The following is a 17,382-nucleotide window of genomic DNA, read 5'->3' as shown; positions in this document are numbered from 1 at the left end:
GTGGTCAGGGACGGTGATCAGGCGTTGAACCAATGTTCACGCGCCTTCATGATCAGAGCCTTGGCCGCCACGTCGTCCAGGCCGGTCATATCAGTCAGTTCATCAACGGCCAGGTCGGCCAGGTCGTCACGGGTATGCACACCGCCGTCGGCCAGCTTGGCAATCACTTCGGCCGTGAGGCCGTCGAGGTCGCGCAGGTCCTGCGACACCTCTTCCACGGCTTCCTCACGGGCGATCTCCAGGGTCAGCAGCGCATCCTTGGCGCGCTTGCGCAGCTCACCCACGGTGTCCTCGTCGAATGCTTCGATCTCCAGCATTTCCTGCATGGGGACGTAAGCCACTTCTTCGAGGCTGGCGAAGCCCTCGGCGATGAGGATGTCGGCGACCTCCTCGTCCACGTCGAGCTTCTCCACGAACAGACGGCGCAGCTTTTCGGTCTCGGTGGCCTGCTTGGCCAGCGATTCCTCCGCCGTCATGATGTTGATGCGCCAGCCGGTGAGATCCGAAGCCAGACGCACGTTCTGGCCACCGCGGCCGATGGCGATGGCGAGGTTTTCCTCGTCCACCACCACGTCCATGGCGTGGCGCTCCTCGTCCACCACGATGGACTGCACGTTGGCCGGCGCCAGCGCACCAATCACAAATTGGGCCGGATCCTCGGACCACAAGACGATGTCCACGCGCTCACCGGCGAGCTCGTTGGTCACGGCGTTCACGCGCGAGCCGCGCACGCCCACGCAGGTGCCGATGGGGTCCACGCGCTTGTCGTGCGAGAGCACGGCGATCTTGGCGCGGCTGCCCGGGTCGCGCGCCGCGTTCTTGATCTCCAGCAGGCCCTGCTCGATCTCAGGCACTTCCTGGGCGAACAGTTCCATCATGAAACCCGGCGCGGCGCGCGAGAGCATGATCTGCGGCCCGCGCACGGTCGGATCGATGCCGGCGATGAAGGCCCGCACGCGGTCGCCCGTGCGCAGGTTTTCCTTCGGGATCATCTCGCCGCGCTTGAGCCGGCCTTCGACGCGGCCGCTCTCGACGATGATGTCGCCCTTGTCCAGCCGCTTGACGGTGCCCACCATGATCTTCTCGCCGCGGGCGAGGAAGTCATTGAGCAGCTGCTCGCGCTCGGCGTCGCGGATCTTCTGCAGGATCACCTGCTTGGCAGCCTGCGCGCCGATGCGGCCGATCGTGACGGACTCGATGGGCTCCTCGATGTAGTCGCCCTCTTCGATGTCGGCAATGCGGTCGCGCGCATCGGAGAGCAGTTCCTCGGCATCGGGGTTCTGCAGCCCGGCGCTGTCGGGGACGACCAGCCAGCGGCGGAAGGTCTCGTACTCACCGGTGTCACGGTCAATGGCCACGCGGATGTCCACCTCGCCGCCGTGCAGCTTCTTGGTCGCCGAGGCCAGGGCCGCTTCCACGGCGCCGAAGACCACGTCGCGCTCGACGCTCTTCTCGCGCGAGATGGCATCCACCAGCATCAACATTTCGCGGTTCATTCTGTGCGTCCTCCGTCCTGCTGCGGCTCTTGCGGCTGCGCAGCCTGGGCCCGCCGGCCCTTGAAATCCACCACCGGCACCAGCCGGGCCTCACGCACTTCGTCGAAGGCGAAGTCCAGCACCTGCACCGGCGCGTCCTCGTCGTCCTTCGGCTTGGCGCGCGCCTTGGCATTGGAGCGCACGGCCTTGCCGCCGCTCTTGCGCGCCGCCGGCGCTTCGTCCTGCAATACCAGCCGCCAACCGGCGGGCGCCGCGACCTCAGCGCCTTGAGCACCGGCCGGCGTGGCCTCGAGGGGGGCTTCCGCGAGGCGGGACTGCAGCAAGCCGCGGTACTTGCGCCGCCCCTGGAAAGGCATCTTCAGCGTGATCTCAACCAATTCACCGGCAAAACGGGCATAGTCGGCCTCGCGCTTGAGCGGGCGATCCAGCCCCGGCGAGGAGACTTCCAGCCGCGCGTAGTCGGCGTTCTCCACTTCCAGCACATACTGCAACTGGCGGGTCACGGCCTCACAGTCATCCACCGTCACGGACTCGGACGGCGCGCCGGGATACGCATGCCCGGGCACGCGGTCAATGGTCACGCGCAACAGGCCGCGCGTAGCGCGCTCGACCTCCACGAGCTCATAGCCCAGGCCCGTAACGGTGCGCTCAATGGCTGCCTGCCAGTTCATGCTGTTCCGCATGCGGCTGGCGCCACCTGCGGCCTCCTGTGGTTGCAACGGTGAGGGAAGTGAAATTCGATCAAGCAAAAAAAAAGGGCTGGAAGATCCGCCCGTTTAGGTATTCAGCGAGAAGCGGATTGTACTCTGCAAGAGCTGTACCGGCAAGTGACCGGTTGAACTCAAATGAGTGAAGCAAGCTGCGTGCGAGAATCCCGCCCGTTTTTGACCTCTCGGAGCCACCATGGGATTTCTTGCCGGCAAGCGGCTGTTGATCACGGGATTGCTGTCCAACCGCTCGATTGCCTATGGCATCGCCCGCGCCTGCCACCGCGAAGGCGCGGAGCTTGCTTTCAGTTACGTTGGCGAGCGCTTCCAGGAGCGCATTTCCAAGTTTGCGGAGGAGTTCGACTCCAAGCTGGTCTTTGACTGCGACGTGGCCGACGACGCGCAAATCACCGGCCTCTTCACCGACCTGTCCCAGCACTGGCCCGAGTTCGACGGTTTCGTGCATTCCATCGGCTTTGCGCCGCGAGAAGCGATCTCCCACGACTTCCTGGACGGCCTCTCGCGCGAGGCTTTCCGCATCGCGCACGATATTTCGGCTTACAGCTTCCCCGCCATGGCCAAGGCTGCCGCTCCCATGCTGCGCCAGAACAGCGCCCTGCTGACGCTGAGCTACTTGGGCGCCGTTCGCTACGTGCCCTGCTACAACACCATGGGCCTGGCCAAGGCGTCGCTGGAAGCCAGCGTGCGCTATCTGGCGTCCAGCTTGGGTTCGCGCGGCGTGCGCGTCAACGGCATCTCGGCCGGCCCCATCAAGACGCTGGCAGCCTCGGGCATCAAGGGCTTCGGCAACATCCTGGACATCGTGGAAACCAATGCCCCGCTGCGCCGCAACGTCACCATCGACGACGTCGGCAACGCAGCAGCTTTCCTCATGTCCGACCTGGCGTCGGGTATCAGCGCCGAGATCACCTATGTAGACGGCGGCTTCAGCCAAGTCATGGGCGGCGAGCGCTCACCCCGCGGCTGATTGACCCGCTTCACCGTCCCGGCCGCACGCGGCCAGGACACCCCAAAAAAACGGCGCCCCGCGGGGCGCCGTTTTTCATGGCAAAGCAGGCCTGCCCGTTCAGTTGCGCACGCAATCCACGTAGTAGCGGCGCACGCTGTCCACTTCCTCTTCCACCAACCCGTGCACGTCCGTGCCGAAGCCCGGGAAAGCCTCGTTGAACGAGCGGACGAAGCGCAGATAGTCCACGATCTTGCGGTTGAAACGCTCGCCCGGAATCAGCAGCGGAATGCCCGGCGGGTACGGCGTCACCAGCGACGTCGTGATGCGCCCTTCCAGCGCATCGACCTCCACGCGCTCGGTGTCGCGGTGCGCAATGCGGGCATAGGCATCGGCAGGCTTCATGGCCGGCTGCAGATCGGACAGATACATCTCGGTGGTCAGTCGCGCCACGTCGCCCTGGGCGTACATGCCGTGGATGGCCTGGCAGAGATCGCGCAGCCCCATACGCTCGTAGCGCGGATGGGCGGCGCAAAACTCCGGCAGGATGCGCCACATCGGCTGGTTGCGGTCGTAATCATCCTTGAACTGCTGCAGCGCGGTCAGCAGCGTGTTCCAGCGGCCCTTGGTGATGCCGATGGTGAACATGATGAAGAACGAGTACAGCCCCGTCTTCTCCACCACCACGCCGTGCTCGGCCAGGAACTTGGTGACGATGGACGCGGGAATGCCGCTGGTGTCGAACTTGCCGTTGACGTCCAGGCCCGGCGTGATGATGGTGCTCTTGATGGGGTCGAGCATGTTGAAGCCCGGCGCCAGATTGCCAAAGCCGTGCCACTCCTCGTTGGCCTCCAGCATCCAGTCCGCGCTCTGCCCAATGCCGTTGGCCGACAGCGGGCGCTCCGGCCCCCAGACCTTGAACCACCAGTCGTGGCCGAAGTCCTTGTCCACCTTGAGCATGGCGCGGCGGAAGTCCATGGCCTCGCGCAGGCTCTCCTCCACCAGCGCCGTGCCGCCCGGGGGCTCCATCATGGCCGCGGCCACGTCGCAAGACGCGATGATCGCGTACTGCGGCGACGTGGAGGTGTGCATCAGGTACGCCTCGTTGAAGAGGTGGCGGTCGAGCTTTTGCGTCTGCGAGTCCTGCACCAGCACCTGCGAGGCCTGCGACAAGCCGGCCAGCAGCTTGTGCGTGCTCTGCGTGGCATAAACCATGGACTGCTTGGGCCGCGCGCGCTTCTTGCCCATCGCGTGGTAGGAGCCGTAGAAGCCGTGGAAGGCCGCGTGCGGCAACCAGGCCTCGTCGAAGTGGATGGTGTCTATCCAGCCGTCCAGCATCCCCTTGATGGTCTCGGTGTTGTAGAGCACGCCGTCGTAGGTGCTCTGCGTGAGCGTAAGGATGCGCGGGCGCACGGCCGAAGCATCAACGCCGTCGAGCAGCGGGTTGGCAGCGATCTTCTTCTGTATGGACTCGCGGCTGAACTCGCTTTGCGGAATGGGGCCGATGATCCCGTAATGATTGCGCGTGGGCGTGAGGAACACCGGCACGGCGCCCGTCATGATGATGGAGTGCAGGATGCTCTTGTGGCAGTTGCGGTCCACCACCACCACGTCACCCGGCGCCACCGTGTGGTGCCACACCATCTTGTTGGATGTGCTGGTGCCGTTGGTGACGAAGAAGCAGTGGTCGGCGTTGAAGATGCGCGCCGCGTTGCGCTCGCTGGCGGCCACGGGGCCGGTGTGGTCCAGCAACTGACCCAGCTCGTCCACGGCGTTGCACACGTCCGCGCGCAGCATGTTCTCGCCGAAGAACTGGTGGAACATCTGCCCCACCGGGCTTTTCAGGAAGGCCACGCCGCCGGAGTGGCCCGGGCAGTGCCAGGAGTAGGAGCCGTCTTGCGCATAGTCCACCAGGGCACGGAAGAACGGCGGCGCCAGCCCGTCGAGGTAGCTCTTGGCCTCGCGGATGATGTGGCGGGCCACGAACTCCGGCGTGTCCTCGAACATGTGAATGAAGCCGTGGAGCTCGCGCAGGATGTCGTTGGGGATGTGCTGCGAGGTGCGCGTCTCGCCGTACAGGTAGATGGGAATGTCGGCGTTGCGAAAGCGGATCTCGGTGATGAACTTGCGCAGGTTCTGAACCGCGGTGTCCTCCTCGTCCTCGGCGGCGGTGAACTCCTCGTCGTCTATGGACAGGATAAAAGCACTGGCGCGGCTTTGCTGCTGCGCGAACTGGCTCAGGTCACCATAGCTGGTGACGCCCAGCACCTCGAAGCCTTCCTTTTCGATCGCCTGCGCCAGCGCCCTGATGCCCAGGCCGGACGTGTTCTCCGAACGGAAGTCCTCGTCGATGATGAAGATGGGGAAACGGTAACGCAGCATGCGGGCAGCCCTCCCGGGCATTGGTCCTTCAGGAAAACCGCGAAGTGTAGGCGCTGAGCGTGACAGTTCTGCCTGCTCGACATCCCCTTCGCGACAATGCAGCAATCAAAAAGCCCGCCTATGCCACGGGATGGCTTTCGAGCTCCGCATCAACACCACCCCATGCGCCCCCTGAGCCGCCTGCGGGCGGACGCAAACCGGCGCATCGCAAATCTTTTTTGCGAATCGCTGTTGAAAGCTCGAAAAATCTGAAATCCTGGACTAGAATGCAAGGCTTCGGTGGTCAGCAACCGAAACCATCCGCGGAGGGATGGATGAGCGGTTTAAGTCGCACGCCTGGAAAGCGTGTGTGGGTTAATAGCCCACCGCGGGTTCGAATCCCGCTCCCTCCGCCAGCCGTATCAAGCAGCACAACGGGCCCTTCGTGGGCCCGTTGTGCTTTTTGCGCTGGGTGCGCGTGAAATGAATACGAAGGCGCGGTTGCGGCGACTACCTTGGCCCGCCCGTCAAAAAGGACCGGACAGCGCCTTGAAGCCTATCCAGGCCACGACCATCACGGCGTTGCCCGGCACGCTCATGAGCCCGGTGACGTAGAACAGCGACGACAGCAGCGGCGCGCCGACAACGCTTTCCACAAACAAGCCCACCAGATAGAACAGCGCGCCGCAAAACATCCAGCGCCGCATGTAGGTCGGGAGCCAGCGCGCCTGGTTCCGGTTGTGCCGCCAGGCCGCAGCCCGCTCCAGCGGCGTGCCGCTGCTGGCGTCGCGGAACAGCCAGCCGAAGAAGAAATAGCGGTAGAGCAAGGTGCGCAATGCCATGAAAATCCTCCGACCGACGCTCGCGCCCAATGCTTTCACGCTGCCCGCCGGCCTGCAATCGCCCACTTGGCAAGGCCCGTGCCGAAAAAAAAGCGCCCGCGGCTGCGGGCGCTTTTTCGCGGGAAAACGCTGACGGATCAGCGCACCACGGCGATCTGCTGGCGGTTGCCGCCCTTGTAGGTGTACATGGTCAGGGCGCCGTTCTTGATGTCGCCCTTCTCGTCGAAGGCGATGGTGCCCGTCACGCCCTTGTAGCCGCTGGTCTTGGCCAGCACCGGCAGGTACTTGGCGGGCTCGGCGGAGCCGGCCTTGACCATAGCGTCAGCCATCACCATCACGGCGTCGTACACGTAGGGCGCGTAGATCTGCACGTCGGCGTTGAACTTCTTCTTGAAGTCGATCTTGAACTTGTCCATGCCCGCCTTCTGCTCGCCTTCGACGCCACCGGCCTCGGCGCAGACGACCTGCTCGTCAGCCATGGAGCCCGCGGCCAGCTTGGGCAGCTCGCCCGTGCAGATGCCGTCGCCGCCCATGAGCTTGGCGGTGATGCCCAGTTGCTTCATCTGGCGCAGCATCGGCCCGGCCACGGCGTCCATGCCGCCGAAGAAGACGATATCGGGCTTCTTGCCCTTGATGCTGGTCAGGATGGCGGTGAAGTCCGTGGCCTTGTCGTTGGTGAACTCGCGGCCCACGGTCTTGCCACCGGCGGCCTTGACGCCCTTCTCGAACTCGTCGGCCACGCCCTGGCCATAGGCGGTGCGGTCATCGATGACGGCGATCGCCTTGCCCTTGAGCTGGTTCACGGCGTACTTGCCCAGCGTGCCGCCCAGGTGCTCGTCGTTGGCCACGACGCGGAAGGCCGTCTTGAAGCCTTGCTTGGTGTACTTGGGGTTGGTGGCCGAGGGGCTGATCTGCGGGATGCCGGCATCGCTGTAGATCTTGGAGGCCGGGATGGTGGTGCCGGAGTTCAGGTGGCCCACGACGCCGTTGACCTTGCTGTCCACCAGCTTCTGCGCAGCGGCCGTGCCCTGCTTGGGGTCAGCGGCATCGTCTTCAGCCAGCAGTTCGAACTTGGCCTTCTTGCCGCCGATGGTCACGCCCTTGGCGTTGAGCTCGTCTACCGCCATGCGGGCACCCAGCTCGTTGTCCTTGCCCAGGTGGGCAATCGGACCGCTGGTAGGAGCGACATGGCCAATTTTCACCACCAGTTCTTGCGCGCTGACGCCGCCAGCAAACAGCACCGCGGCAGCGGCAAGAACCACATTGACTTGGAATCGCATTCAGAACCTCCGAGGGGGTAGGAAAGTCGGAACTGGTAACAGTTTCAGCGGGAGGAACAATAACGCAAATAAAGCGGACATCGGTTGACCAAACAGCAAACAAACTGTTGAGGGATTACCAGTAAACCAGCTTCACTGCCCTTCCTGGGCGTGATGCGTGATGCGCAGTCCTTGCGCCTCGTAAGCGCGCCAGCGCCGGCGTGCGGCCAGGCGATCCGCCTCGTCCAACCCAACGACCTCGATGAGCCGCTCGTAGCTTTCAAACTCCGGCACCGCGGCCGGACCCAGGTTCAAAAGAATGCCCTGCACCGGCGGCCGCGCCCCGGGCTCCATGAGCCAGATGGGTGTGCGCAGCAACGCCGGCGGCACGGCCTGCCCCGCGGCCAGCCGGCGGTGCGGAATGAAGGAGCGCACGTCGAACAGCCACAGCGCCTGGTCCAGCCGCGTGAGCATTTCGGCATCACCCGCAACCACCATGCGTGCCTGCTGCCTGTAGGCCTTGCGCAACAGCCGGCAGCAATAGCCGATCTTGTCGCCCACGCCGGTGTGGAAGGCCACTTCCGACAACGCCATCACTTCAACCCTCTGAACAACAAGCCGGTGGCCTCACGGCACACCGGCTTCAACAAACCCGGCACCACAGTCGGTCAGCGCGTGTGCGAGAGCACGAAGTGCGTGAGCAACGCCACGGGACGGCCGGTGGCGCCCTTGGCGGCGCCGCCCTTCCACGCCGTGCCGGCAATGTCCAGATGCGCCCAACGGTAGGCCTTGGTGAAGCGCTTGAGGAACATGGCGGCCGTGATGGCGCCGCCGGCGCGCGGGCCCACGTTGGCCATGTCGGCGAAGTTGCTCTTGAGCCCTTCGTCGTACTCGTCGTCCATGGGCATGCGCCAGGCCGGATCGAGCGCCGACTCGCCGGCCTGCAGCAACTTCGCAGCCAACTCGTCGTCGGGGCAGAAGAGGCCCGAGCGCTGCGCGCCCAGCGCGATCACGCAGGCGCCGGTGAGCGTGGCGATGTCCACCACCGCCGCGGGCTTGAAGCGCTCGGCGTAGGTCAGCGCATCGCAAAGCACCAGGCGCCCTTCGGCGTCGGTGTTGAGCACTTCAATGGTGTGGCCCGCCATGGAGCGCAGCACGTCGCCGGGCTTGATGGAGCGGCCACTGGGCAGGTTCTCGCAGGCGGCAATCAGGCCCACCACGTTCACCTTGGGCCCGATCTCGCCTATGGCGCGGAAAGTGCCCAGCACGCTGGCGGCGCCGGACATGTCGAACTTCATCTCATCCATCTCGGCCGCAGGCTTGATGGAGATGCCGCCGCTGTCGAAAGTGATGCCCTTGCCCACCAGCACCAGCGGCGCCGACGCGCGCGGAGCGCCTTCGTAGCGCAACACGATGAAGCGAAGCGGCTCCTCCGAGCCCTGGGCCACGCCGATGAAGGCGCCCATGCCCAGCTTCTCGACCTCCTTGCGGCCCAGCACCTCGACCTTGAAGCCGTACTGCGCCGCCAGCGCCTGCGCCTGCTCGGCCAGGAAAGTGGGCGTGGCGTGGTTGCCCGGACGGTTGGCGCATTCACGCGCCAGCGTCACGCCCTCGCCTATGGCCTGCCCGCGCGCCAAGCCCTTCTTGATGGCATTGGCCGTGGCCTTGTCGCTCACCAGCGACACCTTTTGCAGCTTGGAACCATCACCCGCGCTGGGCTTGGTGTGGCGGTACAGATAGGTGGCTTCGGACACGGCCAGCGCAAGCACTTCCGCATGCCTGTCGTCCAGCACGCCGGCCTCGCTCAAGGGCGCGGCGGCCAAAGCCACCGCGGCGTGGCGCACGCCCAGCGGCTTGAGCGCGGACAGCGCCGCGGCCACCGCGGCCTTGAAAGCCTTGGGCGAAGCGTCGGCCGCTGCGGCCAGCACCAGGCGCGGCGCCTTCAGGCCCGCGGGGCGGTGCAGGTACAGCGTTCGCCCCGCCTTGAATTCGAAATCGCCCGCCTTCACGCTCTCCGACAGCAGCGCCGCCAGTGGAGGCTCCAGCGTCTGCGCCTGACCGCCGGCCAGCACCAGCACCAGAGCATCCGCGGCCACGCCGGCCAGGCCGGCCGTGCCGGGAACGAGGGATCGCAAGTCCATAATGACGCCAAGTTCGTTGATCGCCAGATGTTATTCCATACCACCGTGCGCCGAGAGCTGGCGCGCAGCTTCGGCGCCACGCTGGTCGTGATCCTGACCATCGTGCTGACGATGATGCTCATACGCACCCTGGGCCTGGCCGCGGGAGGATCGGTGGCACCGCAGGACGTGGTGCTGCTGCTGGGCTACACCGCGCTGGGCCACCTGCCCACGATGCTGGCGCTGTCGCTGTTCATCGCCGTGGTGGCCACGCTTGGGCGCATGTACCGCGACAGCGAGATGGCCATCTGGTTCGCCAGCGGCGTGGGCCTCTCTCGCTTCGTGCGTCCGGTGCTGCAGACGAGCTGGCCGGTGCTGCTGGTCATTGCGCTGCTGGTGCTGGTGGTCTGGCCCTGGGGCAACCGCATGAGCGCGGAGCTGCGCGAGCGCTACCAGGAACGCAGCGACCTCTCGCGCGTGGCGCCGGGCGTGTTCCAGGTCTCGCGCGATGGCAGCCGCGTGTTCTTCGTGGAGCGCGACGGCGACAACGACAACACTCGCGCGCGCAACGTGTTCGTCCTGTCCAACGACCCCAAGCGCGAGACCGTGGTGTCGGCGCATGGCGGCCACATCGAGAGCGAGGAGCAGCGCCGCGTGCTGGTGTTGGAGGAAGGCCAGCGCAACGAGACCGACCGCGCCACCGGCGCGCTCACGCTCTCGCGCTTCGACACCTACCGCGTGGTCGTGGACGAGCACGAGGTGCGCAGCGCACAGGAGCACTCGCCCAAGACCATGCGCACCATAGACCTGCTGCGCCAGCCCGGCGCGCGCCAACTCGCCGAGCTGGCCTGGCGCTTTGGCCTGCTGCTGGGCGCGGGCAACCTGCTGCTGCTGGGCATCGGACTGTCGGCCACCAACCCGCGCCGCGCCAGCAACTGGAACCTGCTGTTTGCCCTGCTGGGCTTCGTCGTGTACTACAACCTGATCAATCTCACGCAAGCCTGGGTGGGCGGTGGCCGCATGGGGCTCTCCGGTGCGCTGCTGGGCCTGCACGGTGCGGCCTTCCTGCTGGCACTGGGCCTGTTGCGCTGGCGTGAACTGGGCGTGGCCGCACCGCGCCTGCTGCGCATGGGGAGGCGCGCATGAGGACGGTGCGCCGACTGCTCTACCGCGACATCGTCAGCGCCGTCAGCTTCGTGGCGCTGGCGTTCCTGTCGCTGTTCTTCTTCATCGACTTCGTCGGTGAGTTGGAGGACGTGGGCCGCCGCGGCTACACGCTGCCGATGGCGCTGCTGTCCAGCCTGCTGGAGATGCCCGGCCATCTCTACGAGCTGCTGCCCATTGCCGTGCTCATAGGCACCATCTTCTCGATGGCGCGCATGGCGCAGGCCAGCGAGTTCACCATTCTGCGCACCGGCGGCCTGGGCCCCGGGCGGGCGTTGTCGCTGCTGGCGGTATTGGGCGCAGCCTTCGCGGTGCTCACCTTCGTGGTGGGCGATTTCGTGGTGCCGGCCAGCGAAAGCTACGCCGTGCGGACCAAGGCGCAGGCCAGCGGCGGGCACGACCTGGGTGCCACCGGCGCCTGGCTGCGCGAGCGCCGCAGCACGCCCCAGGGCACGCACCAAGTCTCGCTCAACGTGCAGCGGCTGGCGCCGGACGGCACGCTCGAAGGCGTTCGCATCTTCGAGTTCGACGAGCAAGGCCGGCTCATGGAGCGCATCGCCGCGGCCTACGCGCGCATAGACGCCCACGAGGTCTGGACGCTGCAGGACGTGCAGCGCACCACCTGGCCGGCAGCCACCGTGGCGGACGCGCAAGCTCGGGTGCTTGTGCAACAAATGCCTGAGATGCGCTGGGAAAGCAACCTGGGCTCGGACGTGGTGGCGGCCGCCGTGCTGCCCATAGACACCATGAGCACGCTGGAGCTGTGGCGCTACGCGGCCCACCTCTCCAACCAGGAGCAGGCGGCGCAGCGCCACGCCATACGCTTTTGGCGCAAGGCCTTCTATCCCTTCGCCTGCCTGGTGATGGTGGCGCTGGCGCTGCCATTCGCCTACCTGCACGCCCGCGCCGGCGGGCTGAGCTACAAGGTCTTCGGCGGCATCATGCTGGGCATCAGCTTCGTGCTGCTCAACAACGTCGCGGGCCACTTGGGCCTGCTGCGCGAGTGGACGCCCTGGCTCACCGCCGCGGCGCCCAGCATCTTCTACCTGCTGTTGTCCCTGGCAGCGTTCACCTGGCTTGTGCGGTACCGATGAACACCTCCTCCACCGGGCTTTTGCTGTTTGCCCACGGCGCGCGCGACCCCGAATGGGCGCGGCCCTTCGAGGCGGTGGCGCAGTCCGTGCAGGCCCAGCGCCCCGGCACGCCGGTGGAGCTGGCTTACCTGGAATTCATGGCGCCTGACCTGGCCACGGCCGCCGCGCGGCTGGTGCAGGCGGGCTGCACGCGGGTGGACGTGCTGCCGCTGTTCCTGGGCGCCGGCGGCCACGTGCGCAAGGACTTGCCGCGGCTGCTGCAGGCCCTGCGCGCCGAGCATGCAGGCGTGTGCTTCGAGCTGCACCCGGCCGTGGGCGAATTGCCGGACGTGGTGCAGGCCATGGCCGGCGCCGCGCTGGCCCTGCTGCCAACCTGAGGAGGCGATGCCGCCGTGAACCTGCACCAGTTCCGCTTCGTCCAGGAGGCCGTTCGTCGCGGCCTCAACCTCACCGAGACCGCCAAGGCGCTGCACACCTCGCAGCCCGGCATCAGCAAGGCCATCCTGGAGCTCGAAGAGGAGCTGGGCGTGGACATCTTTGCCCGCCACGGCAAGCGGCTCAAGCGCGTCACCGAGCCCGGCCACCAGGTGCTGCAGGCGGTGGACATCATCCTGCGCGAGGTGGGCAACCTCAAGCGCATAGGCGAAGAGTTCGGCAAGCAGGACGCGGGGCGGCTGTCCATCGCCACCACGCACACCCAGGCGCGCTACGTGTTGCCCGAGCCCGTGGCACTGCTCAGGAAACGCCATCCCAAGGTGAGCGTGAGCCTGCACCAGGGCACGCCGGAGCAGGTCGCGCAGATGCTGCTGGACGACAGCGCCGACATCGGCCTGGCCACCGAGTCGCTGTCCGAGTATGGCGACCTCGTGACGCTGCCCTGCTACGAATGGCAGCACGTCATCGTGGTGCCGGCATCGCACCCGCTGGCCGGCGTCGAGCGGCCCACGCTGGAGCAGCTCGCGCGCGAGCCGCTGGTGTCCTACCAGCCGGCCTTCACCGGGCGCAAGCGCATCGACCAGGCCTTTGCCCAGCGGCGGCTGCAGCCGGAGATCGTGCTGGAGGCCATCGACTCCGACGTGATCAAGACCTACGTGCGGCTGGGCTTGGGGGTGGGCATCCTGGCCGAGATGGCCGTGCGCGACGATCCGCCCGGCGGCGATCTGGTGGCGCGCCCGGCCGGCCACCTCTTCGGCATGAACGTCTCGCGCGTGGCCTTCAAGCGCGGCGCCTACCTGCGCAACTTCGTCTACACCTTTGCCGAGCTGCTGTCGGACCGCCTCACCCGCGCGCTCATACAGCGCGCCATGGCCGGCGACGGCGAGGATTACGACCTCTGAGCTTTCAAAGCCGTCCACGGCACACGCACGCGGGCGGCACCACGCGGAAAGACTTTCCATGCAGCACCACCCTCCCATGGACGGCACGCCGCGCACGCCGGCGTTGCAAAGCCGGCTGCCGCAGGTCGGCACCACCATCTTCACCGTGATGTCGGCCCTGGCGCAGGCGCACGGCGCGGTCAACTTGGGCCAGGGCTTCCCGGACTTCGAGGGCGATCCGCGCCTGGTGGACGCGGTGGCCGAGGCCATGCGCGGCGGCCTCAACCAGTACCCGCCCATGGCCGGCGTGCCGGCGCTGCGCACGGCCATCGCCGACAAGGTGCAGGCCCTGTACGGCCACCGCTATGACGGCGACACCGAGATCACCGTCACGGCCGGCGCCACGCAAGGCATCCTCACCGCCATCCTGTGCTGCGTGCACCCGGGCGACGAAGTCATCGTCCTGGAGCCTTGCTACGACAGCTACGGTCCCAACATCGAGCTGGCCGGCGGCACCGTGGTGCGCGTGCCGCTGACGCCGGGCAGCTTCCGGCCGGACATGGCGCGCATCGCCGCGGCGCTCACGCCGCGCACGCGGCTCGTCATCGTCAACACGCCGCACAACCCGGGCGCCAGCGTCTGGACGCGCGAGGAGTTGCAGCAACTCGCCGAGATGCTGCGCCCGACCGACGTGCTGCTGCTCAGCGACGAGGTCTACGAGCACATGGTCTACGACGGCCGCGAGCACGTCAGCGCGGCCAACGTGCCGGCGCTGGCCGCGCGTGCCTTCATCGTCTCCAGCTTCGGCAAGACCTACCACGTCACCGGCTGGAAAGTGGGCTTCGTGGCGGCGCCCGCGCCGCTGTCGGCCGAGTTCCGCAAGGTGCACCAGTTCAACGTGTTCACGGTCAACACGCCCATGCAGCATGGCTTGGCGCGCTACATGGCCGACCCCAAGCCCTACCTGGAGCTCGGCGCCTTCTACCAGCGCAAGCGCGACCTCTTCCGCCAGGGCCTGCAAGCCACGCGGCTGCGCCCGCTGCAAAGCGAAGGCAGCTACTTCCAGTGCGTGGACTACTCGGCCTTGAGCGACCTGCCGGAAGCGGACTTCTGCCGCTTCCTCACCGCGGAGATCGGCGTGGCGGCCATCCCGTTGTCGGCCTTCTACGCCGACGGCTTCGAGCAGCGCGTGGTGCGCTTTTGCTTTGCCAAGAAGGACGAAACGCTGCACCAGGCCCTGCAACGCCTGGCCAGGCTGTAGCGCCAAGCCGGGGCGTCAGGGTGCGGGCTGCAGCTCCGCGCGCAGGCCCGGGACGAACAGCGACGGCGCGCCCGCCAGAGCCTTGCCGCCGTCGGCCGACGGCGCCAGCGGCAACAGCAGGTCCACCTCGCCGCAGGAGGCGACTTCCTGGCGGTGGCGCTCATGCGCCACGCGGTAGAGCAGCAGCATGTCTTCGCAAGCCGCCAGCGACGGCAAGGCTTGCGGCTTGAGCAGCAGCTTGGCCAGCGCCTGCAGCGCGTCCACGGGTGATTCCCAGGACTGCTGCAGCGTCTGCAGCAGCGCGGGGTCGCCGTCCAGGCCGGGCTGCGCCGGAGCGTCCCAGGCCGGCAGCGTGCAGCCGAAGCGCACCGCCACCTGGCGCGCGAGCTTGTCGTAAGCCGCGCGCTGGCCATCACGCTGGTACAGCGACAACAGCTTGAGCAGCAGCCAGGGCGTGCGGCCACCCTGCTCCATGCGCGACAGCAGCAGCTCCACGGCCTTGTCGTCCTGGCCCAGGGCACACAGCAGCGACACCTGTTGCGACAACGCCAACTGCTCGTCCACGGAAAGCACCGCGGTGGCCAGCGGCGCGGACAGCGGCGGGCGCGTGGGCGCGTCGTGCTGCGCGGCCGGCTCGTTGAAGACGACCGCGGCGGTGTTGGGCGCCTCGTCGCGCGGCGCCTCGATGTCCAGGGCCATGGGCGCCGAGGTATCCCACCAGGCCTCCTGGCGGCGACGCGTGAGCGACTGCACGCGCCACGCCAGCGCAACGGCCACGGCGGCCAGCGCCACCACCAGGCCCAACAGCCAGGGCATGGCGTGCGCAGCCGCCTCCAGCTCCGCCTGGCGGCGCCGGCCTTCTTCCAGGGCTTCCTGGTCGTGCTGGGACTGCTGCTGCAGTTGCAGCACCTTGTCCTCCAGGTCGCGCAGGCGCTGCTGGAGCTTGTCAGCGGTACCGGGCTGCAATGCAGCAACGGTCGAAGCCTTGCCATAGGCCGCAAGGGCCAGCGCGTTTGAAGGCGCTGCCCACGCCACGCAGGCGGCGGCGGCAAGGCTGATAAACAGCAATATTCGGGACATCCCTCCCTCCGGGCATACCGATATGCGGGGCACTCTAGCACGGGGGGAGGTGCAGGCGCGGGGAGCCTGCACCGCCAGTCGGCCTTCAGCGCACAGGGCCGACAGGCGTGTCCGGGCCATCGGCCGAGTGCGGCCACAGCGAAGCGGCGGGATCTTCCATGCCCGGCACGTGCCATTGCGCGGCCACGCGCTGGGCTTCGCGGCGCGCCACTTCAAAGAGGCGCAGCAGCTCGGCGATGGGTTGCGTGTCCGGCCGCGGCAGCGCGGTGCGCAGCGTCAGCCGCTCGCGCTGGACGATGAACAGCAGCGGCCCGCTGCTGGACGAGCGCGCCGCCCACTCCGCCAGCGCCGTGCCCAGCGGGCCGCTGACCCAGCTCGCCAGCGCTTCCAGGGGCTGCCCAACGCCGCCGTAGTGCCCGCGCAATGCATGCAACTCGGCCGCGGGCAGCTTGGGATGCAGCACCAGCCAGCGCATCTCGTCCGGCGTGGCCAGGTCAATGCGCGTCTGCAGCTCCTGGGTGTATTGCTCGAACACCTGCTTTTCCAGCAGATCCAGCAGGCCGCGCGTGAGCAGCAGCATCTGCAGGCCGGCACCGCCGGTCAGCGGTGCGCGCAGCCGCAATTCCTGGCCCTGGATGTAGCGGCGCTGCGACGGGCCCCACTCCAGCCGCCAGGAACCATCGTGCGCTTCGACGATGAAACCGTCGGCGTCGCGGCTGCGCTTGAAGTGATGTCCCAGCGCGTGGGCCCAATCGGCCAGCGCACGCTCGCCGGGCAAGCCGGCGCGGCGTGAGAACCAATGCTTGAAGGCGTCGAGCATGAGGGCTGGCGCACAATCAGGCGCCCGTTTTGACGCGTGGAGACAGCAAAGATGATCGAAGTGTATTCGTGGCCCACGCCCAACGGCCACAAGGTTCACATCATGCTGGAAGAGTGCGGGCTGCCCTACCGGGCGCACGCCGTGGACATAGGCGCGGGCGACCAGTTCAGCGCCGAGTTCCTGGCCATCAGCCCAAACAACAAGATTCCCGCCCTCGTGGATCCCGACGGCCCCGACGGCCGGCCCATGTCGCTGTTCGAGTCCGGCGCCATCTTGCTGTACCTGGCCGGCAAGACCGGCAAGCTGCTGCCCGCCGACACCCGCGGCAAGTACGAAACGCTGCAGTGGCTGATGTTCCAGATGGGCGGCGTGGGCCCCATGCTGGGCCAGGCGCACCACTTCCGCATCTATGCGCCGCAGAAGATCGATTACGCCGTGGAGCGCTACACCAACGAGGCCAAGCGCCTGTACGGCGTGATGGACCGCCAGATCGCCCGCCACCGCTACATCGCCGGCAACGAGTACACGATTGCCGACATCGCCGTCTTTCCCTGGCTGCGCTCCTGGAAGAACCAGGGCATAGCCTGGAACGACTATCCGCACCTCAAAGGCTGGTTCGACGAGATAGCCGCCCGCCCCGCCGTGCAGCGCGGCGTGGAGGTGCTGGCCGACCGCCGCCAGCCGCAGATGGACGACAAGGCCCGCGAAGCCCTGTTCGGCGCCAAGCAATACGCCCGGCGCTGAGCCGGGCGCAACGATTGCCTTACCGGCGCGGCGCGAAGCGCCCTCGCCACTGCTTACAATTCAACTTCTGCACTGCCCGTAGCTCAACTGGATAGAGCAGCTGCCTTCTAAGCAGCAGGTCGGGGGTTCGAGTCCCTCCGGGCAGGCCATA

The 17,382-nt window shown here is 67.0% G+C and carries 16 protein-coding genes and 2 tRNA genes; 9 read left to right on the top strand and 9 right to left on the bottom strand.

The annotated features are described in order from the left end of the window. Positions 1-17: 17 nt before the first annotated feature. Both nusA and rimP read right to left on the bottom strand, forming a co-directional pair. Positions 18-1,496 carry a transcription termination factor NusA gene (nusA, locus tag ALA01S_RS09755; protein ID WP_066335337.1) on the bottom strand — a complete coding sequence of 493 codons (1,479 nt, stop codon included), beginning with the start codon at positions 1,494-1,496 and terminating at the stop codon, positions 18-20. Next, positions 1,493-2,167 carry a ribosome maturation factor RimP gene (gene rimP, locus ALA01S_RS09750; RefSeq protein WP_066335416.1) on the bottom strand — a complete coding sequence of 225 codons (675 nt, stop codon included), beginning with the start codon at positions 2,165-2,167 and terminating at the stop codon, positions 1,493-1,495. Before rimP ends, nusA begins: the two co-directional genes overlap by 4 nt. A 232-nt stretch (positions 2,168-2,399) precedes the next feature. Between rimP and fabI the strand changes: the two genes are divergently transcribed. Further along, on the top strand, positions 2,400-3,191 hold the full coding sequence (gene fabI / locus ALA01S_RS09745; RefSeq protein WP_066335334.1) for an enoyl-ACP reductase FabI: 792 nt from the start codon (positions 2,400-2,402) through the stop codon (positions 3,189-3,191). A 99-nt stretch (positions 3,192-3,290) separates the two neighbouring features. Here fabI and ALA01S_RS09740 read toward each other — a convergent pair whose 3' ends face one another. Then, positions 3,291-5,552 (bottom strand): arginine/lysine/ornithine decarboxylase, encoded by a 2,262-nt coding sequence (locus tag ALA01S_RS09740; RefSeq protein ID WP_066335332.1) that lies wholly within the window; start codon positions 5,550-5,552, stop codon positions 3,291-3,293. 304 nt (positions 5,553-5,856) lie between these two features. On the opposite strand from ALA01S_RS09740, the gene ALA01S_RS09735 reads away from it, so the two are divergent. Then, positions 5,857-5,947: transfer RNA gene (locus tag ALA01S_RS09735), tRNA-Ser, on the top strand. Positions 5,948-6,058: 111 nt separating this feature from the next. Here ALA01S_RS09735 and ALA01S_RS09730 read toward each other — a convergent pair. From ALA01S_RS09730 to ALA01S_RS09715, 4 genes are all read right to left on the bottom strand, one after another. Further along, positions 6,059-6,373 carry a hypothetical protein gene (locus ALA01S_RS09730; RefSeq protein ID WP_066335331.1) on the bottom strand — a complete coding sequence of 105 codons (315 nt, stop codon included), beginning with the start codon at positions 6,371-6,373 and terminating at the stop codon, positions 6,059-6,061. Positions 6,374-6,510: 137 nt separating this feature from the next. Beyond that, complete coding sequence (locus ALA01S_RS09725; protein WP_066335329.1) at positions 6,511-7,653, bottom strand: branched-chain amino acid ABC transporter substrate-binding protein; 1,143 nt, start codon at positions 7,651-7,653, stop codon at positions 6,511-6,513. Between the two features lie 132 nt (positions 7,654-7,785). Further along, the gene (locus ALA01S_RS09720) at positions 7,786-8,226 is read right to left on the bottom strand and encodes a DNA polymerase III subunit chi (RefSeq protein ID WP_238455748.1); all 441 of its coding nucleotides are present in this window, start codon (positions 8,224-8,226) and stop codon (positions 7,786-7,788) included. 74 nt (positions 8,227-8,300) lie between these two features. Next, positions 8,301-9,773 (bottom strand): leucyl aminopeptidase, encoded by a 1,473-nt coding sequence (locus ALA01S_RS09715; RefSeq protein ID WP_066335327.1) that lies wholly within the window; start codon positions 9,771-9,773, stop codon positions 8,301-8,303. 27 nt (positions 9,774-9,800) lie between these two features. Between ALA01S_RS09715 and lptF the strand changes: the two genes are divergently transcribed. The 5 genes from lptF to ALA01S_RS09690 are packed head-to-tail and all read left to right on the top strand — an operon-like array spanning position 9,801 to position 14,587. Next, positions 9,801-10,898 carry an LPS export ABC transporter permease LptF gene (gene lptF / locus ALA01S_RS09710; protein ID WP_066335326.1) on the top strand — a complete coding sequence of 366 codons (1,098 nt, stop codon included), beginning with the start codon at positions 9,801-9,803 and terminating at the stop codon, positions 10,896-10,898. After that, entirely contained in the window at positions 10,895-12,010 is a 1,116-nt protein-coding gene (gene lptG, locus ALA01S_RS09705) for an LPS export ABC transporter permease LptG (RefSeq protein WP_066335325.1), read from the top strand. Before lptF ends, lptG begins: the two co-directional genes overlap by 4 nt. Next, positions 12,007-12,387: a sirohydrochlorin chelatase gene (locus ALA01S_RS09700; protein WP_066335321.1), complete on the top strand. Its 381-nt coding sequence runs from the start codon at positions 12,007-12,009 to the stop codon at positions 12,385-12,387. Before lptG ends, ALA01S_RS09700 begins: the two co-directional genes overlap by 4 nt. A gap of 15 nt (positions 12,388-12,402) precedes the next feature. Then, positions 12,403-13,347, top strand: coding sequence for a CysB family HTH-type transcriptional regulator (locus tag ALA01S_RS09695; protein ID WP_066335319.1), 945 nt, complete (start codon positions 12,403-12,405; stop codon positions 13,345-13,347). Between the two features lie 58 nt (positions 13,348-13,405). After that, positions 13,406-14,587 (top strand): pyridoxal phosphate-dependent aminotransferase, encoded by a 1,182-nt coding sequence (locus ALA01S_RS09690; protein ID WP_238455747.1) that lies wholly within the window; start codon positions 13,406-13,408, stop codon positions 14,585-14,587. Between the two features lie 15 nt (positions 14,588-14,602). On the opposite strand, the gene ALA01S_RS09685 is transcribed toward ALA01S_RS09690, so the two are convergent. Then, a complete protein-coding gene (locus ALA01S_RS09685) occupies positions 14,603-15,667 on the bottom strand; it encodes a hypothetical protein (RefSeq protein WP_157118871.1) in 1,065 nt (354 codons plus the stop codon). An 85-nt stretch (positions 15,668-15,752) separates the two neighbouring features. Continuing rightward, complete coding sequence (locus ALA01S_RS09680; protein WP_066335314.1) at positions 15,753-16,487, bottom strand: hypothetical protein; 735 nt, start codon at positions 16,485-16,487, stop codon at positions 15,753-15,755. Positions 16,488-16,538: 51 nt separating this feature from the next. Between ALA01S_RS09680 and ALA01S_RS09675 the strand changes: the two genes are divergently transcribed. Both ALA01S_RS09675 and ALA01S_RS09670 read left to right on the top strand, forming a co-directional pair. Further along, the gene (locus ALA01S_RS09675; RefSeq protein ID WP_066335312.1) at positions 16,539-17,231 is read left to right on the top strand and encodes a glutathione binding-like protein; all 693 of its coding nucleotides are present in this window, start codon (positions 16,539-16,541) and stop codon (positions 17,229-17,231) included. Between the two features lie 72 nt (positions 17,232-17,303). Continuing rightward, a tRNA-Arg gene (locus ALA01S_RS09670) sits at positions 17,304-17,380 on the top strand. The last annotated feature ends 2 nt before the right edge of the window (positions 17,381-17,382 follow it).

This window comes from Azohydromonas lata NBRC 102462 (assembly GCF_001571085.1).
GTDB classification, from domain to species: domain Bacteria; phylum Pseudomonadota; class Gammaproteobacteria; order Burkholderiales; family Burkholderiaceae_C; genus Azohydromonas; species Azohydromonas lata.
This window is presented reverse-complemented; position numbering and strand designations above follow the sequence as displayed.

Bases quoted from the DNA above. Each gene is read 5' to 3' on its own strand.
- nusA (WP_066335337.1), bottom strand. From the start codon at position 1,496: ATGAACCGCGAAATGTTGATGCTGGTGGATGCCATCTCGCGCGAGAAG.
- rimP (WP_066335416.1), bottom strand. From the start codon at position 2,167: ATGAACTGGCAGGCAGCCATTGAGCGCACCGTTACGGGCCTGGGCTAT.
- fabI (WP_066335334.1), top strand. From the start codon at position 2,400: ATGGGATTTCTTGCCGGCAAGCGGCTGTTGATCACGGGATTGCTGTCC.
- ALA01S_RS09740 (WP_066335332.1), bottom strand. From the start codon at position 5,552: ATGCTGCGTTACCGTTTCCCCATCTTCATCATCGACGAGGACTTCCGT.
- ALA01S_RS09730 (WP_066335331.1), bottom strand. From the start codon at position 6,373: ATGGCATTGCGCACCTTGCTCTACCGCTATTTCTTCTTCGGCTGGCTG.
- ALA01S_RS09725 (WP_066335329.1), bottom strand. From the start codon at position 7,653: ATGCGATTCCAAGTCAATGTGGTTCTTGCCGCTGCCGCGGTGCTGTTT.
- ALA01S_RS09720 (WP_238455748.1), bottom strand. From the start codon at position 8,226: ATGGCGTTGTCGGAAGTGGCCTTCCACACCGGCGTGGGCGACAAGATC.
- ALA01S_RS09715 (WP_066335327.1), bottom strand. From the start codon at position 9,773: ATGGACTTGCGATCCCTCGTTCCCGGCACGGCCGGCCTGGCCGGCGTG.
- lptF (WP_066335326.1), top strand. From the start codon at position 9,801: ATGTTATTCCATACCACCGTGCGCCGAGAGCTGGCGCGCAGCTTCGGC.
- lptG (WP_066335325.1), top strand. From the start codon at position 10,895: ATGAGGACGGTGCGCCGACTGCTCTACCGCGACATCGTCAGCGCCGTC.
- ALA01S_RS09700 (WP_066335321.1), top strand. From the start codon at position 12,007: ATGAACACCTCCTCCACCGGGCTTTTGCTGTTTGCCCACGGCGCGCGC.
- ALA01S_RS09690 (WP_238455747.1), top strand. From the start codon at position 13,406: ATGCAGCACCACCCTCCCATGGACGGCACGCCGCGCACGCCGGCGTTG.
- ALA01S_RS09685 (WP_157118871.1), bottom strand. From the start codon at position 15,667: ATGTCCCGAATATTGCTGTTTATCAGCCTTGCCGCCGCCGCCTGCGTG.
- ALA01S_RS09680 (WP_066335314.1), bottom strand. From the start codon at position 16,487: ATGCTCGACGCCTTCAAGCATTGGTTCTCACGCCGCGCCGGCTTGCCC.
- ALA01S_RS09675 (WP_066335312.1), top strand. From the start codon at position 16,539: ATGATCGAAGTGTATTCGTGGCCCACGCCCAACGGCCACAAGGTTCAC.